Source organism: Selenomonas sp. WCT3, assembly GCA_900100835.1.
In the GTDB taxonomy this organism is placed as follows: domain Bacteria; phylum Bacillota; class Negativicutes; order Selenomonadales; family Selenomonadaceae; genus Selenomonas_A; species Selenomonas_A ruminantium_E.
The window spans coordinates 73,038-87,957 of the sequence record FNCM01000002.1; the positions used below are offsets into that span (position 1 = coordinate 73,038).

The following is a 14,920-nucleotide window of genomic DNA, read 5'->3' on the forward strand; positions in this document are numbered from 1 at the left end:
CCTTCATCCTTCTACCAAAGGAATCTTCAAAATTATCTTCGTGCCCTTACCCAGGTCACTGTCCATGGAAATCTCAATTCCATGCTGTTCACAAATCCAGCTGGCAATGGAAAGCCCTAGGCCGGTGCCACTAACACCGCCCTCAGCCTTAGTACGCGATGCATCGACACGGTAGAATCGCTCAAAGACCTTCTGCTGGTCTTCCTTGGCGATACCGATGCCATTATCAGCCAGTTCCAGCTGAATAAAACCACCTTCTGGCAGACGGTGGGAACTGGCGGTAATACGGCCTCCCTGGGGCGTATATTTCGTACTGTTCTCCAAAAAAATGCGTATCATCTGACGCATGGTGACCTGGTCTGCGAAAATAACCCCTTGGGCATTTTCCAGCAAATCAACCGTATGGGTTTTCGTTACCAGCTTCATCTTGCGCATGACATCTTCCAGCAGTTCCGAAAGCTCAATACGCTCTTTGTGAAGAACCTGCCGCTTCTGGTCAGCACGCGCCAAGAACAGCAGCTTTTCGATAAGCTGCTGCATGTCCTCCGCCTCGGAACGAATGGAGGAAATACCTTCGTCGAGAATCTCTTCATCCTGCCGCCCCCAGCGGGAAAGCAAGTCGGAATATCCCAAAATAACGGTGACTGGCGTCCGAAGCTCATGGGAAGCATCCGATACGAAACGCTGCTGCTGCTTGAACCCAGCCTCCAACCGCTCGAGCATGTGGTTGAAGGTCTCAGCCAATTCCGAGAGTTCGTCATGGGCCGGCGGCACCGAAATGCGGCGATCCATCTTCTCTACCTCAATCTTGCGCGCCGTTGCGGTCATTTCACGAATGGGCAGCAGTATCCGCTTGCTGACAAAATACCCTGCCAACAGAGCCAGCACGAACCCTAATATCGTCATGAGGAACAAGATTTTCTGCAACGTCTCCAAGAAATGCTTTTCCGCCGTAATCGTCTTGAAGAAATGAAGCTGATAGACTTGTCCCTGGTATTCCACGTCCATCTTCGCATGATAAATGGTCATGTTGCGCACTTCTGCAACCTGCATGTCCCGATTTGCCCAAAAGGGCGGATTCTTCATGGTGTTTTCTTCGATGCGGCGAATCGATGGATAGTGCGCATCATTTTCGTACACCGTCCGGCCGGATAAATCCGTTATGCGCAGGACTACACCGGGCATAATGAGGTCATCGCGCCAAAAATCATCGCCCATGGGACGTCCTTGATGCATGCGCTCAAGGACATGATTCATGCTGATTTCGATTTCCACTTCCGCCTGGTGATAAAAGGAAAAATAAACGCCCAATCCTGTCAGCACGCTGGTCAGGATAAGGACCAACAGTAAGACCGACGCATAAAAGCAGGTAATCTTCGTAGATATCTGCGCATAGCGCAACCGGTTGAACATCATCATGGGATGACGAAGCCAAGCCTTACTCCTTGATCGCATAACCTACGCCTCGAACCGTAAAGATATACTTCTCATCAAAATGGTCATCAATTTTCGCGCGCAGGTAACGGATATAAACATCGACAACGTTCGTGTCGCCCGTGTAATCATAGCCCCATACTTCCTGGAGAATCTGGTCACGGGTCAGGACATTGCGCTTATTGCGAAGCAAGTATTCCAAAAGGGAGTATTCCTTCTTAGTCAGCTGAACTTCCTCGCCCTTCACCCGAACCTCATAACGGCTCGGATACATGACGAGGTCGCGGACCTGCAGTTTCTCGCCCTCGTTTTCGAGTTCCCGTCCATCGCCACGAGGTTTGCGCAGCGCGTTGCGGACGCGGGCCAAGAGCTCCTGGATAGCAAAGGGCTTCGTCATGTAGTCATCGGCACCGATGTCGAGACCATTGACCTTGTCTTCCACGTCGTCGCGAGCCGTCAGCATAATGATAGGAATATCGGAAATCTCACGTACTTTACGGCAAATCGTCATGCCGTCCATATCCGGTAGCATGAGGTCTAACAGTACCAAATCGTAATCTTCCTGGGCAATGCGCTCAAAAGCATGCAGACCGTTGTCCTCCGTAGCTGTCTCATATCCTTCATGCTCCAGCTCAATCTGAAGGAAACGGGCAATACGCCGCTCGTCCTCAACAATAAAAATACGTGGATTTCCCATAGTTATATCCCTCCGAATATTAGTAATCCCTGTGGATTGCATAATTTTTCTAATAAACTATATTACTATGATATAACGAAAGGCGGGGAAATTAAACCCCCGCCCTTCATTTCTAATTCAAATATAACCCGGAAAACACCGTGGAATCAGCACCGTTTCGCTTCCGCCTTGGCGGTGAATTTTTCCCGCAGCACTGCAAAGCGCTCATGGGTGCCGCTTCCAATTTCTTCCCGTCCATCAAAAGCCCGAACAGTAAAGGTCACCTTGCGCCCCTCCACGGCCACCACCTCTGCCTCTGCCCGAACCTCCATCCCGGTTGGCGTTGGGGCCTTATGGGCAACATTCAGGGAAATTCCCACCGTAGTCCAGCCCTCCGGCAGCAGTGGTTCCAACGCCTCTGCTGCTGCCTTTTCCATCAGGCAGGTCATTGCCGGTGTTGCATAGACCGGCAGGTTGCCACTGCCCATGGTCACAGCGGTATTCTGCTCGGTGACCATTTCCGTAACCCTATTGGTAAGACCAATCTTTATTTCCGTTAATTCCATATTAGCCTCGGCCTCCTTCTGTGCCTTCGCTCAGATACATTTCCCGGAACAGGTTAATGAGATGCTCACTGGAAGAAGAAAGGGTACGGTTCTTGAGCCATGCCACTACCGTGTGGGTACTCATTTCCGGTTCCACCAGTTTCTTATATATAAGGTTGCCATCTGTCAGCAGATTCTTGGAAGAAATCGGCACCAGCGCCATGCCCATGTCCATTTTAGCCAACAGCAAATCCTGTACAATACTGTCACTGACGCAAACCACATTGGGTTCGAAGCCTAGCTTGTGGCAGTTGGACACGAAAACCGACTGCCACCGCAGGGGGATAATAATAGGAACGTCTTTGAGTTCTTCCATGCGAACCGTGTCTTTTGCCTCACCGATCTCATCGTTCTTATTCATGATGAGTACAAAGGGTTCATTAGGCAAAACGATGGACTCATATACCTTGGAATCCACCTGGGTGCGCGTTACACCAATTTCGATGACGCGATTATCTAGCAGCTCCAGGATTCTCGACCCCTCAGCCTCCCAAATCTGGTAGGTAACATTGGGATAGCGGGAGTGGAACTCCGTGATGAGTTCCGGCAGCAGCATAGCTCCCGAAGAAGTAATGGTACCGATGCGAACCGACCCGGCTACCCCCGAACCGATTTCCGTAATCTCACGAACGGTGCCATCCACCATTCCCAGGATGTGCTCAACTCTGGCATACATGACCCGTCCCGCATCGGTCAGGCGGATGCGGCGGCTGCCGCGCTCAAAAAGCTGAACCCCCAATGCCGTCTCCAAGCGCTTCATCTGCCGGGACAAAGCCGGCTGTGCAATGTCCAACCGCTGGGCGGCATGGCTGATATTGCCCTCCTCGACGATTGCATAAAACGCCCGCATATCCTTGATTTCCATATTAACCCTCTTTCAATCTATAACGTAATACACATAGTTACTATACTGAACCTTATTGCTATTATACTTTTTCAGCCAGAAATAGGCAAACAATTTCACGATTTTTTTATAGAAAAACGCGCTCCATCCACCAAATCTTATGTAAAGCTGTAACTCTTATCCCATATTTCTGTCAATTCACACTTGTGCTTTAGATTAACCATGCTATAATATTATGGTACAATATTACGAATCATTCTCTATTGCCTCCACGCAATAGAGTTTATTCCCTAATCCCCATTAATTACCCAATTTATAGAAAAGGAGTTTTCGAATGACAAGAATCAAAGATGCATTGGATGCTGTTGCAGCAGCTGTAATTGCCCAAAAGGATTATCTTACTTCGTTAGATGCCAAAATCGGCGATGGCGATCACGGCTTAAACATGGCTCGCGGCTTCCGCGCAGCGCAAGAAGCTGTCGAGGAAATGGATGATACTACTATGCCAGGCCCTGTACTCAAGGCAATCGGCAAAGCCCTGATTCAGAATGTCGGCGGCGCTGCCGGCCCCCTCTACGGTGCTGGATTTGTCAGTGCTGGCGAGGCCTGTGACGAAGAAACGCACATGAATGTAGGAAGCATTGAAAAACTTTTGAGTGCTGCCATCGCCGCTATCCAGAGACGCGGTCATGCCGAACAGGGTGACAAAACCATGCTGGATACTTTGATTCCGGTTCGCGACTGCTTCCTGCCGGAAAACGCCCAGGACAAGACCTTATTCGAAGTCCTTCAGGATGCTTCCCGGGCAGCTGGCGAAGGTGTCAATTACACGAAAACCATTGCCGCTCGCAAGGGACGCGCCAGCCTGGTAGGTGAACGCAGCATCGGCATCGAAGATCCAGGTGCTGTAAGCTCGATGGTGATGTACCGTGCCCTTTATCAGTTCCTGAAGAACTGACCATGTCTATACGGCCTTCCACTGCGGAAGGCTTTTTATTTGCCCGTATCCTAGGAATGTAGTATACTTTTAGAAGAAAATTTGACACACTTTTATCTATTTATATAGGAGGAAACAACATTGACTGAACAGAGAGTCCGCACCCGTTTTGCCCCGAGCCCGACGGGTTATATGCACATCGGCAACCTGCGCACGGCCCTTTACGGCTACCTTTACGCCAAAGCACAGAAAGGTGATTTCATCCTGCGCATCGAGGATACGGACCGTACCCGCTATGTTGCGGATGCAGTCGACTTTATCAACCGCACCCTGGAACTGGCCAAAATCGTTCCGGACGAAGGCCCCGACATCGGCGGCGACTGCGGCCCATACATCCAGAGTGAGCGCATGGATATCTACAAGAAATACGCTGAGGAGCTCGTAGCCTCCGGCCATGCTTACTACTGCTTCTGTGACCCAGACGAAGACCACTCTGTCGGCCAGTTCGGTGGTTATGACCGCACCTGCCGCGACCTGCCCCAGGAAGTAATCGACGAACATCTGAAAAACGGTGACCCCTACGTCATCCGTCAGAAAATGCCCCTTACCGGCGAGACTACGTTCTTCGATGTCCTGCACGGCAACATCACCATCCCGAATGAAGAACTGGAGGACCAGGTTCTCTTGAAGCGCGATGGCATGCCGACTTACAACTTCGCCAACGTCATCGATGACCATCTGATGGGCATCACCCATATCATGCGCGGCGCTGAGTTCATCACCTCCACGCCGAAATATAACCTCTTGTACCAGGCTTACGGCTGGGAGACGCCAACCTTCATCCACCTTGCACCGGTCATGGGCAAGAATGAGGATGGCTCCGTATCCAAGCTCTCGAAGCGCCATGGTGCTACCTCCTTTGACGATTTGGTGAACATGGGCTACTTGCCGGAAGCTATCGTCAACTACGTTGCCCTGCTTGGCTGGAATCCGAAAACCACCAATCAGGAAATCTTCTCCATGGATGAGCTCATCGCTCATTTCAGCCTGGAAGGTCTTTCCAAATCTCCGGCAGTCTTTGACTATGACAAGCTCGGCTGGATTAACGGCGAGTATTTCAAAGCAATGGACGATGCAGGTTTCGCGAAAAAGGCTCACGACTTCGCAGGCGATTTGCCGGACTATCTCGAAGCAAACTGGGAATCCCTGGCAGCTCTCTTGAAAACCCGCCTTACCCGCTTCGGCGAAATCAAAGACGAAATCAGCTTCCTGATTGACATGCCTGCCTTCGATGCTGAGCTCTATATCAACAAGCGCAACAAGGTTACGGTGGAAAAAGCCGTCGAGCTGCTGCCAACTCTCGTCGAACTCATCGAAAACGTCGACGAAGCCGAGTGGAACAACGACAGCCTCTATGCCAAGTTGGAAGCCTTCATTGAAGAAAAAGAACTCAAGAAAGGCCTCGTCATGTGGGTACTCCGCATCGCTGTTGCCGGCCAGAAAGTAACGCCGGGCGGTGCTACGGAACTGCTCTCTCTGTTGGGCAAGGAAATTTCTCTGGAAAGATTGAAAAAAAGCCTTGCAAATTTGCAAGACCTGTAATATAATTAATCAAGTCAGTTACGTGGCACCTTCGTCAAGTGGTTAAGACACCGGCCTCTCACGCCGGGTTCATGGGTTCGAATCCCATAGGCGTCACCAATCGGCACCTTCGTCAAGTGGTTAAGACACCGGCCTCTCACGCCGGGTTCATGGGTTCGAATCCCATAGGTGTCACCAAATATCGGCGCCTTCGTCAAGTGGTTAAGACACCGGCCTCTCACGCCGGGTTCATGGGTTCGAATCCCATAGGCGTCACCAATCGGCACCTTCGTCAAGTGGTTAAGACACCGGCCTCTCACGCCGGGTTCATGGGTTCGAATCCCATAGGTGTCACCAGGAAATTACAAGCCAGGATTTATGTCCTGGCTTTTTTGTTGTCTTCTCCTGCCCTCATTTGACAATTCCCGGCAAACTTCTATAATGAATGGTAACACTTTAACCATCTAGAAAGGCTGTGAATCCTCCCATGTTATTCTTCTCTATGCTGCTGCTCGGAACTCTGATTGGCTTTGTCGGAGCTGGCGGTGCCGGGGTTACCATCACTCTGCTCACCGTGGGCTTCCACGTTCCGATTCACACCGCACTGGCCGTTGCCTTGGCCTCCATGGTATTTACCATGCTATCCGGCACCATCAGTCACTTCCGGCAAAAGGAAGTTGTGGTAAAAACAGGTGCCATCATCGGCTTCGGCGGCATCAGCGGCGCCTTCCTAGGCGCGAATGTCTCCAACCTCATGCCAGCCGATTTTCTAAGCGACATCACCGGCCTCATGCTTTTCTCCAGTGCCGTGATTCTCTATATCAAACTTTATCATGACAAGTGGCTGGCCGCTCACACCCCCATGCGCACGGAACTCTTAACCGGCCGCAAGCTTTGGATTTACGGCCTTTTGACCGGTCTTATCACCGGTTTTCTCTCCGGTGCCTTTGGCATCGGCGCCGCTGCCTACATTCAGCTGGCCCTTATGGTAATCTTCGGCGTACCATTGCTGCAAACCATCGGCACCTGCATGATGATTATCCTGCCAATTTCAGCCGCCGGTGGACTCGGCTACCTGTTTAACGACCGCCTGGATTTTATGATTTTCATCCAGACCCTGGCCGGTCTTATGATTGGCGCCTGGTTCGGTGCTAAAGGCACTCATCTCGCCCCACTGCCACTGCTAAAAGCCGCCATCGTCGCCCTTCCAGCCATCGGCAGCATTATCATGATATTGTTCCATTAAAAGGAGCCCCCAATCCGTCCAACAAGCAGATGGATTGGGGGCTTTTTTTTTCAACACAATCACAATTTTTATAATTCTCGTCCATGACTCCAGTTGCTGTACTTCACTTTGCCACTGGGGAATTTATGCGTAAATCTTCCATGATGGCGGCCCCGTTCAAAAGAGCCATTATCCACCTGAATCACCTTGCCATTTTTATACCAGGTAAGCACCCCAGGGCCATTAGCATAACGGTAATTACCATCGGTTACATAGTCGCCACTCCAGACAATCCACTCCCCCTCTGTCGGTTCCGGATTCCAAAGCCACACCCCGGTAGTCGTATCCTGAATCCAATGCCAATTTGGTTTATCTTCCACCACCTGAGGCGCCGCCTCTTTCTTTTCCTGCTGCTTGTCCTTAATAGCGGCATCCTTTTTCGCAGCATCCGTTTTATCCTTGCTGTCCACAGGATTCGACTTATGCGAAGAGGACTCCGGCGCAATTTTTAGCGGGTCCATGATTTGCGTATATAAGTAATAGCCAATCCCGCCAAATACCAGCAGCCCCAATATCACGGACAACAACAAAACCAATATCTTTTTCGCGGAATCATCCTCTTCCCTATGGGGCTGCCTTCCACTCTCATAGGGATCTACGGAAAGCCCGGTCCATCCGGCATTATTTTGCGGTGGCGGTGTCACTGGAGCTCCACACTTCGTGCAAAATTTTACCTCACCCTCTAACGTCGCGCCGCATTTCGTACAATAGTTGGCCATTCTATCTATCCTCGCTATTCGCTAGAACCATTCTGTTCTAAACCACCATTTACGTACTTCTATGGATACTTGCTATTTTCGGCGCCACGCTGCTAGAATCCTGCCAGTATCGCCCAAATAAAAGCAAATGATTACGCGAATAACGCCCAGCCAGAAAAAGGACTCCCCCGCAATAGCCATAACGGCTGCTGCGGGGGAGTCAATCCATATTCTTATTTGCTATCTTCACGGACGAAAAGCAGTATCCACTGTTTTGGCCATATCACACATGGTAGAAAGGGTGTTGCCGCGGCCACGGCTGTCCGTACTCAAGATGCAAAGCACATAGCTGTCATTTGCTTCATAAACGATGCCCGCATCGTGATATACGCCAGACAACTCACCAGTCTTATGGGCAATCCTGGCTTGTGGCAATGCCTGAGGGAAACATTCCGTATCCGTTTGCCCAAACAAGATAGCAATCATCTCGCTGTCAGCTGTTTCACTGACCAGCTTATGTTCCCGCAAAACGCGGAAAAACTTCCCCACATCGGCAGCCGTAGTGAAATTGTCTCTGCCGGCGCGAAGGGCTTCAAAATCCATCATCTTGCGCTGGAGGACGGAATCCTGGAAGCCGTGTTCCCTCATAAAGCGATGAATGCGTTCGATTCCAATGGTATCCATCAACACGTTGGTAGCGGTATTGTCACTTTCCGTTATCATCAACTCCAAAAGCTTCCGCACCGTATAAACCGGCTCGCCGCTCCTGCCGTTTATGACACCAGCGCCCCCCACCATATCCGACTGATGGACCGTGACCTGCTGATTGAGTTCCAACTGACCACGTTCCGCCAATTCATAGGCCGTACCCAAGATAAAAATCTTGATGATACTGGCCGAAGACTGAGGCCCGTCCCCCATTACCAGTGGTTCATCCCACTGGGGAAAGAAAACATACACCTGATACTTTGCCGAATCTTTGTCCATCAGCTGTCGCAATGAGGCTTCCAGCTGCAAGCGCTGCTCCCGGCCTTTCGGCTTATGCTCAGCCGCCTGGACTTCCACCGGTGCAGTAGCTGCCACGGAATCCTGCCTTTCCTGGGCTTTTTTATTTTCTCCCAACAGACCGCAGCCAACAGCAGTAACACCACAAAGGGCTAGCAACAAAATAACGGCCAGCAAAATTTTGACCTTCCTCATATCCTGCCTCGCTTATTTGTAATTTGCATTAAAGCTGGAGTTGGCTGCATCAAAGGAATACGATGCCTTCGTTCCCTGCTGGAACCCTAAGGAATAGTCGCCGCCATTCTGGTTGTCCACGATTCCCTTGTAAAGGCCCTGGGCACGATCAATCTCCAAGGAGAACAAATTCATCAGCGCCTCTTTCTTGGCATTGTCGGCGGCATTCATGCCATTCAACCGGTCTTTGGCACTGTTGGCACGGTCGATAATCGCCTTGGCATCATTCTTCAGCCCATCATAACCACGGAAGCTGGAATGACTGCTCAGATGGGAATTAATGCGGTTGGCCAGTTCGCCAATAGCGGTATCAATCGAATCCTTTTCCCGTACCAGCTCATCAAGATTTGCGCCTGCCGGTGCTGGCTGCTCTTTTTCAGCACCACCAGAGCTTCCCGGTGCCTGTTTCTCGATTTTGGAATAATTTGCCTGCCCGTTATCGCCTGCGTTCGTGTACATATAATAACCCACAAATACGCCTAAAATCAGTATTACCAAAACCAATAACCCAATAATCATAGGGTTATCGCTCTGGGATTTAGCCGGGGCCTGATAAGGCCGCTGATAGGGCTGCTGGTATGACTGCTGATACGACTGTTGCACCATCGGCTGTTGTACCGGCGCCTGTTGTGGCGGCGTGTCCACAATCTGTGCGCCACATTTCGTGCAGAATTTACTGGTCGGGTTCAACGGTGCCCCACATTTTTTACAAAAATTTGCCATAGCAAATCCTCCTTCATTTTTCCTGAATCGATACTATTATACGATATATCTCGCAAAATTCCTGCCAACCAGCAAAAATTACCGTGATATCACAAAAACGGGAAAGCCTAAAAGCTTTCCCGCTATAATTTCATATTTCACTTAACGAAGGAAGACGACATTCGTCTTATCCAGGAAATGACTGGCACCATTTTCAATCAGGACACGATTGGCATCCGCCGTGGAGAGTACCGGGCAGGAATTGTGCTTCATAAGCGATACCGCCCGAACAACCAGCGGATTCGAACCAGCACGACGAGCCTGATCCATATCCTTAGCATAACCAGCCATGCCGTTTTCTACGACCTTGTCGTAGTCAAGGTTCTTATAACCGTAGATTGGCTGACCATTGTCGTTGTAGATAGCCGGGCTCATAACCGGTTTGATATCCAGCCCGCGGCAATCAACGATGAGGCCCGTAAAGCCACCAATGGCACGACCAGAGGGAGCCGAAGCTGCCGAAGAACCTTTAGCGGATTCTGCCGACCCCGTTGTCAGCACCGGCGAAGGAGCTACCGAAGTCACTGGCGATGGGAATGCTTCGATGCGGTCTGGGCGTCCCATAACGGCACCAGCAATCGAGCGGACACCGAACATCGGCACTTCCATGATAACCTCGTAGCTGTCACCAACCACGCGCTCCGATACGATTCTCGCACCGTTTACTACCGCACTGACATGAGTACGAACCACATCATTCGATACCGCCGCCATCTCAACCGTCGTATCCGCATCGACACTTACTCCCGCAACAGCTTCTGCCATTTGGCGGTAGCCATCGGCGATAGCTGCCCGACGGGCCATGAGCCGTGCCAAACTCGGGGTACGCGCATTGGCCGGGGCAACACCATAACCAGCAACACGAACCACGCTGTCATTCCAGTCAATCGTACTGGTGGCAGCTAATGCGGACGCCATAGAGCAAACCATAATCGACAACACGGCAACAACCGTTGCCATCATCCTTGATACACTTCTCATTTTTCTCCCCTCATTTCTGCTTGTTAAATGAAGACATTATCCTTCCTATTTGTATATTATACATATACTGTTAAAATCCTCTTGCAACTGTATTTAAATTTCATTAAATAGTTGCTTGACTCAACAAAGAATCAACTTTTCTGTAACAGACTGTACAAAGCACCAAGCATACCGGCGTCATTCCCCAGCTTGGCGAACTCCAGCCGCGTTGCCTGGCGCATAGCTGGCACCACCAATTCTTCGAGACGCTGTTCAATACGCGGCCGCAGATATTCCTGCTGGGCCATGATTCCACCGCCTAAGACAAAGACTTCCGGATTTAGCAGGCAGTAAATACTAGCAATGCCCTCGGAAAGATTATCCACCATGTGCTCAATCGCCAGCACGGCGTCGGCGTCGCCGCTCATCGCCCATTCAAAGACCGTCTCGCCATGAAGTTCCGCCGGGGAAATGTTGTGGGATGCTGCCGCTTCCACAATCATAGCTCGAGCCGAAGCCACTTCCTCTAACACGCGGTGGTCACCGTGAATGCGCATAAAACCGGCCTCACCGGCACTAAAGCCCGCTCCATGCCAAATCTTACCATCCAGCACGAAGCAGCCGCCGACGCCGGTTCCCACGGTCATGACAAAGGCAGAGCCTGCCCCGCGGGCAGCGCCTTGCCAATATTCCCCCAAAGCTGCCGCATTGACGTCGTTTTCCACGACGCATTTAACGCCGCAGGCCTCACAGACGGCAGCCCCCAGCTTCACGCCCGTGTAGCCAGGGAAACTTTTTTCGCCAGCAAAGACAATCTCGCCACTGGCATCGGGACGTACAATCCCCGCCGTATCGATGGCAACGCCATCCAGAACAAAATCCTGCTGATAGTGCTTTACAATCTCCACTACCTTGCGAAGGATTCCCGCACCGCCTTCCTCGCGAGCCAGCGTCGGCCGGCTCTTCTTCTCGAGAAAGACTCCCCTTTCATCTGCCAATCCATATTTGATGGCCATGCCACCAATATCAATCGTCACAAATTTTTTCTGCATTACTCACGAACGCCTCTTTTGCTGCTTTTGGTAACGCGGCCTTTTTTCTTATCCTTGGAGTCTTTCGCGCTTTCTTTTGTCGGCCGTTTCACCTCTGGTTTTGGTGCCTTGGCCCCTTTAACCGTCTGGGTGCGGTCATAAATTTCCTGGTAGTGGCTAGACGCATACTGCAAAATAGCGCGATAGAATTTCGCATCCACATCCTTATCCGAAAGCTCGGTGATTTTCACCACTTTATCCGACGTAGTTGTACCGAGTACGCCCCAGTCACTGTCCAAGTCATCGTGTTTCGTAACCTGAACCGTCTGCTCTTTGAGGTTGAACTTCAAATATTCTGCACAACCCACCAGGTCATCATAACCGCTGGTGGATAATCCCTTCCAACGGCGCTTCGATACCACATCGCGAATCTGCACCTGGTCATAGGTTTTAAGTACCGGTACCAAAAGGATATCCGGCGTCATATACCCCGCATCATCCTGGGCAAAATAAAACTGCTGCTTGTTGAAATAATAATTCTGACGAGCCGTAGACTGCACCCACTGGTAGACGTCCTCGGAAATTACCTCCGTAGCATCTGCCTGCGGTGCTGCCATAAAAATCATTGCTGCTGCAAGAATTCCGGCACCCCATCGCTTATTCATAACAAGTCCCCCTACGTTTCTATTTTTCATCCAAATATAATAATTTTATCAGATTCAACTGAAAAAATACTGAACACCTTGTTATCAGTATTCGCTTTCCTTATAGAGTTCATCCAGCTCATAAGGCGTTTCCTGATAGACATAATAGTTCAGCCAGTTGGCAAACAACAGATGCGCTACACTGCGCCAGCGCACAATGGGCTGTTTTGACGGGTCATCATCCGGGTAATAATTCTGGGGAATCTTCGGATTCATCCCAGCTTTGAAGTCCCGGTCGTATTCCTGTTTCAGCGTCGTTGGGTCATATTCGGCATGGCCCGTGATAAAGAACTGCCGCTTTTCAAGGTTGGCAATGATATACGGCCCGGCCTCGCTGTCCGATTCTGCCAGAATCGTCAGCTCCGGCACCTTCAAAATATCCTCTTTATGCTCCTCGGTATGCCGGGAATGGGGTACATAAAATTCATCGTCAAAGCCCCGCAGCAGGCGCTCGTGTTCGACGCATTTACGATGTTTGAACACGCCAAAAATCTTTTCCGGAACCTGGAACTTCGGAATCCCATAGTGATAGTAAAGGCCTGCCTGAGCGCCCCAGCAAATGTGGAAAGTCGAATACACATGAGTCTTGCTCCACTCCATGATTTCGGATACCTCATCCCAATAGGCAACCTCTTCAAATTCCATATGTTCCACCGGCGCCCCGGTAATAATCATCCCATCGTATTTCTTATGGCGCACCTCGTCAAAGGTGCCGTAAAACTGTGCCAAATAATCACTGGGGGTATGGCTGGGCACATAGGTTTCCGTATAGATAAAGTCCACCTCAACCTGCAATGGTGAGTTGCCCAGCAAACGCAGCAGCTGCGTTTCCGTGATGTATTTAATCGGCATCAGGTTCAGAATCAGTATTTTCAGCGGACGGATATCCTGACTATAGGCGCGGTCCGCATCCATAACGAAAATATTTTCACTTTCAAGAATATGCGCCGCTGGCAGCGCATTCGGTACTTTTATTGGCATCTGACCACTTCCTTACTCTCGATTCGCATAATCTTTTCTTTTATGCACATGCTTTTCTATTATACCATAAATTTATTCCTTACAACATTACAAACAAAAAACCTCCCTCATATGAGGAAGGTTTTATCCATCAAGTCCTGTCGTACTTCCGCTCGTAGCGATGTACCCAATCATCATGGCCGGTCACGTATTCACGAAGCTTTTCCACCATCTGATGCTCGGCGGAATTCTCCGAAATCATGCGGTAATGGCCATCGAGTTCGTTCTCCATGCTCTGCCAGCCGCGCTGGGGGGTCCAATGATCTCCGCTAATGACCTTGATGGTCGACTCAGGCAGATTGATTGCCAATTTCTGATGCTTAACATCTACGGCTTTCCCGTTGACGTCCTTCGTTTCCTGCCAGGACCAAAAAATGACATTGTCTTTTTCCATCCGCATCGTCGAAGTGTCGGCAGAAATCGTATAGCGCACCCCATCTGGCTGCTTCTTTTCAAAAATATCATACCAGCGGTCCTTGGCCTTGGCCCGAGCAGTCTCGCCGGCCCCTTTAAAGGCCCGGTCAATGGCAGCCGTATAGAAGGCCTCGTCGAAGGACTGGCTATTTATTTCCTTACCCTTTTTGTCATTGTCGCGCTCGGCAGGGTTCCGTTTCTCCGACCAGAATACATTGCCCGCCTTATCGTAGAAATACTCCTCCAGATACCAGCACTGACGCGTCTGCGGGTTCATGGAAATAAGCGCCGTACTAAAGGCCAGTTTGCTAGGATCGCTGAACTTCTTCAACAGCTTGTAGTCCCGCAGGGTATCTTCCGCACCACCATAACTGTAGGCAGTCTTCGTCCATGCCTGAACCTCTGTCTCATAGCCTTTTTCTCCCGTGGCCGTCTTGCGCGGCTGGGCAACCACCGATTGCAAATCGATGAACTTACTATAACGGTCATCCGCACTGAGCCAATACCAGTTATCCTGTTCGGCCGCATTGTCGGTATCCTGTGCCTGGTCGGCAGCCGCCTCCACCGGAACTCCCGTTATAGCGGCCGGCATAACAACAAGACCTGTGGCCAGCATACCTATACCTAACCAATATCGCAATTCTTTTTTCATCATGATTCACCTCGTTGCCAAGAGAACAATTCATCAGAATATGTTACATTTTACCGTATTTTGATGCGAACATCAACT

15 protein-coding genes and 4 tRNA genes are annotated in these 14,920 nt (G+C 50.4%); 7 read left to right on the forward strand and 12 right to left on the reverse strand.

Annotation, left to right across the window (positions count from 1 at the left end; all coding sequences use genetic code 11):
• Window positions 1-3: 3 nt before the first annotated feature.
• The 4 genes from BLQ36_RS02050 to BLQ36_RS02065 all read right to left on the reverse strand — a co-directional run bounded on the left by BLQ36_RS02050 (window position 4) and on the right by BLQ36_RS02065 (window position 3,580).
• Window positions 4-1,413, reverse strand: coding sequence for an ATP-binding protein (locus tag BLQ36_RS02050; RefSeq protein WP_143558663.1), 1,410 nt, complete (start codon window positions 1,411-1,413; stop codon window positions 4-6).
• A 25-nt stretch (window positions 1,414-1,438) separates the two neighbouring features.
• Window positions 1,439-2,131 carry a response regulator transcription factor gene (locus BLQ36_RS02055; RefSeq protein ID WP_074513751.1) on the reverse strand — a complete coding sequence of 231 codons (693 nt, stop codon included), beginning with the start codon at window positions 2,129-2,131 and terminating at the stop codon, window positions 1,439-1,441.
• Between the two features lie 146 nt (window positions 2,132-2,277).
• Complete coding sequence (locus tag BLQ36_RS02060; protein ID WP_074513752.1) at window positions 2,278-2,676, reverse strand: thioesterase family protein; 399 nt, start codon at window positions 2,674-2,676, stop codon at window positions 2,278-2,280.
• Between the two features lies 1 nt (window position 2,677).
• Window positions 2,678-3,580: a LysR family transcriptional regulator gene (locus BLQ36_RS02065; RefSeq protein WP_074513753.1), complete on the reverse strand. Its 903-nt coding sequence runs from the start codon at window positions 3,578-3,580 to the stop codon at window positions 2,678-2,680.
• Window positions 3,581-3,893: 313 nt separating this feature from the next.
• Between BLQ36_RS02065 and dhaL the strand changes: the two genes are divergently transcribed.
• The 7 genes from dhaL (at window position 3,894) to BLQ36_RS02100 (ending at window position 7,323) form a co-directional block, all read left to right on the forward strand.
• Entirely contained in the window at window positions 3,894-4,517 is a 624-nt protein-coding gene (gene dhaL / locus BLQ36_RS02070) for a dihydroxyacetone kinase subunit DhaL (protein WP_074513754.1), read from the forward strand.
• 120 nt (window positions 4,518-4,637) lie between these two features.
• A complete protein-coding gene (gene gltX / locus BLQ36_RS02075) occupies window positions 4,638-6,098 on the forward strand; it encodes a glutamate--tRNA ligase (RefSeq protein WP_074513755.1) in 1,461 nt (486 codons plus the stop codon).
• Window positions 6,099-6,122: 24 nt separating this feature from the next.
• Window positions 6,123-6,197: transfer RNA gene (locus BLQ36_RS02080), tRNA-Glu, on the forward strand.
• Between the two features lie 3 nt (window positions 6,198-6,200).
• Window positions 6,201-6,275, forward strand: a tRNA-Glu gene (locus BLQ36_RS02085).
• Window positions 6,276-6,281: 6 nt separating this feature from the next.
• Window positions 6,282-6,356, forward strand: a tRNA-Glu gene (locus BLQ36_RS02090).
• A 3-nt stretch (window positions 6,357-6,359) separates the two neighbouring features.
• Window positions 6,360-6,434, forward strand: a tRNA-Glu gene (locus tag BLQ36_RS02095).
• Between the two features lie 130 nt (window positions 6,435-6,564).
• On the forward strand, window positions 6,565-7,323 hold the full coding sequence (locus tag BLQ36_RS02100; RefSeq protein ID WP_074513756.1) for a sulfite exporter TauE/SafE family protein: 759 nt from the start codon (window positions 6,565-6,567) through the stop codon (window positions 7,321-7,323).
• A 68-nt stretch (window positions 7,324-7,391) separates the two neighbouring features.
• Here the strand turns inward: BLQ36_RS02100 and BLQ36_RS02105 are convergent, their stop codons facing one another.
• From BLQ36_RS02105 to BLQ36_RS02140, 8 genes are all read right to left on the reverse strand, one after another.
• Window positions 7,392-8,081, reverse strand: coding sequence for a zinc-ribbon domain-containing protein (locus BLQ36_RS02105; protein ID WP_074513757.1), 690 nt, complete (start codon window positions 8,079-8,081; stop codon window positions 7,392-7,394).
• Window positions 8,082-8,306: 225 nt separating this feature from the next.
• A complete protein-coding gene (locus BLQ36_RS02110; protein ID WP_074513758.1) occupies window positions 8,307-9,260 on the reverse strand; it encodes a serine hydrolase in 954 nt (317 codons plus the stop codon).
• Between the two features lie 12 nt (window positions 9,261-9,272).
• Window positions 9,273-10,022: a zinc ribbon domain-containing protein gene (locus BLQ36_RS02115; RefSeq protein WP_074513759.1), complete on the reverse strand. Its 750-nt coding sequence runs from the start codon at window positions 10,020-10,022 to the stop codon at window positions 9,273-9,275.
• Between the two features lie 141 nt (window positions 10,023-10,163).
• Window positions 10,164-11,042, reverse strand: coding sequence for an LPP20 family lipoprotein (locus BLQ36_RS02120; protein ID WP_081342185.1), 879 nt, complete (start codon window positions 11,040-11,042; stop codon window positions 10,164-10,166).
• A gap of 131 nt (window positions 11,043-11,173) precedes the next feature.
• The gene (locus tag BLQ36_RS02125; RefSeq protein ID WP_074513761.1) at window positions 11,174-12,073 is read right to left on the reverse strand and encodes an ROK family protein; all 900 of its coding nucleotides are present in this window, start codon (window positions 12,071-12,073) and stop codon (window positions 11,174-11,176) included.
• On the reverse strand, window positions 12,073-12,717 hold the full coding sequence (locus tag BLQ36_RS02130; protein WP_074513762.1) for a hypothetical protein: 645 nt from the start codon (window positions 12,715-12,717) through the stop codon (window positions 12,073-12,075). Before BLQ36_RS02130 ends, BLQ36_RS02125 begins: the two co-directional genes overlap by 1 nt.
• Window positions 12,718-12,801: 84 nt before the next feature.
• Window positions 12,802-13,737, reverse strand: a complete 936-nt coding sequence (gene metA, locus BLQ36_RS02135; protein ID WP_074513763.1) for a homoserine O-acetyltransferase MetA — start codon at window positions 13,735-13,737, stop codon at window positions 12,802-12,804.
• 130 nt (window positions 13,738-13,867) lie between these two features.
• Window positions 13,868-14,845 (reverse strand): hypothetical protein, encoded by a 978-nt coding sequence (locus tag BLQ36_RS02140; protein WP_074513764.1) that lies wholly within the window; start codon window positions 14,843-14,845, stop codon window positions 13,868-13,870.
• Window positions 14,846-14,920 lie beyond the last annotated feature (75 nt).

Coding starts and splice junctions, on each gene's coding strand:
- BLQ36_RS02050 (WP_143558663.1), bottom strand. CDS start 1,413: ATGTTCAACCGGTTGCGCTATGCGCAGATATCTACGAAGATTACCTGC.
- BLQ36_RS02065 (WP_074513753.1), bottom strand. CDS start 3,580: ATGGAAATCAAGGATATGCGGGCGTTTTATGCAATCGTCGAGGAGGGC.
- BLQ36_RS02105 (WP_074513757.1), bottom strand. CDS start 8,081: ATGGCCAACTATTGTACGAAATGCGGCGCGACGTTAGAGGGTGAGGTA.
- metA (WP_074513763.1), bottom strand. CDS start 13,737: ATGCCAATAAAAGTACCGAATGCGCTGCCAGCGGCGCATATTCTTGAA.
- BLQ36_RS02060 (WP_074513752.1), bottom strand. CDS start 2,676: ATGGAATTAACGGAAATAAAGATTGGTCTTACCAATAGGGTTACGGAA.
- BLQ36_RS02140 (WP_074513764.1), bottom strand. CDS start 14,845: ATGATGAAAAAAGAATTGCGATATTGGTTAGGTATAGGTATGCTGGCC.
- BLQ36_RS02110 (WP_074513758.1), bottom strand. CDS start 9,260: ATGAGGAAGGTCAAAATTTTGCTGGCCGTTATTTTGTTGCTAGCCCTT.
- BLQ36_RS02125 (WP_074513761.1), bottom strand. CDS start 12,073: ATGCAGAAAAAATTTGTGACGATTGATATTGGTGGCATGGCCATCAAA.
- BLQ36_RS02130 (WP_074513762.1), bottom strand. CDS start 12,717: ATGAATAAGCGATGGGGTGCCGGAATTCTTGCAGCAGCAATGATTTTT.
- BLQ36_RS02100 (WP_074513756.1), top strand. CDS start 6,565: ATGTTATTCTTCTCTATGCTGCTGCTCGGAACTCTGATTGGCTTTGTC.
- dhaL (WP_074513754.1), top strand. CDS start 3,894: ATGACAAGAATCAAAGATGCATTGGATGCTGTTGCAGCAGCTGTAATT.
- BLQ36_RS02115 (WP_074513759.1), bottom strand. CDS start 10,022: ATGGCAAATTTTTGTAAAAAATGTGGGGCACCGTTGAACCCGACCAGT.
- BLQ36_RS02055 (WP_074513751.1), bottom strand. CDS start 2,131: ATGGGAAATCCACGTATTTTTATTGTTGAGGACGAGCGGCGTATTGCC.
- BLQ36_RS02120 (WP_081342185.1), bottom strand. CDS start 11,042: ATGAGAAGTGTATCAAGGATGATGGCAACGGTTGTTGCCGTGTTGTCG.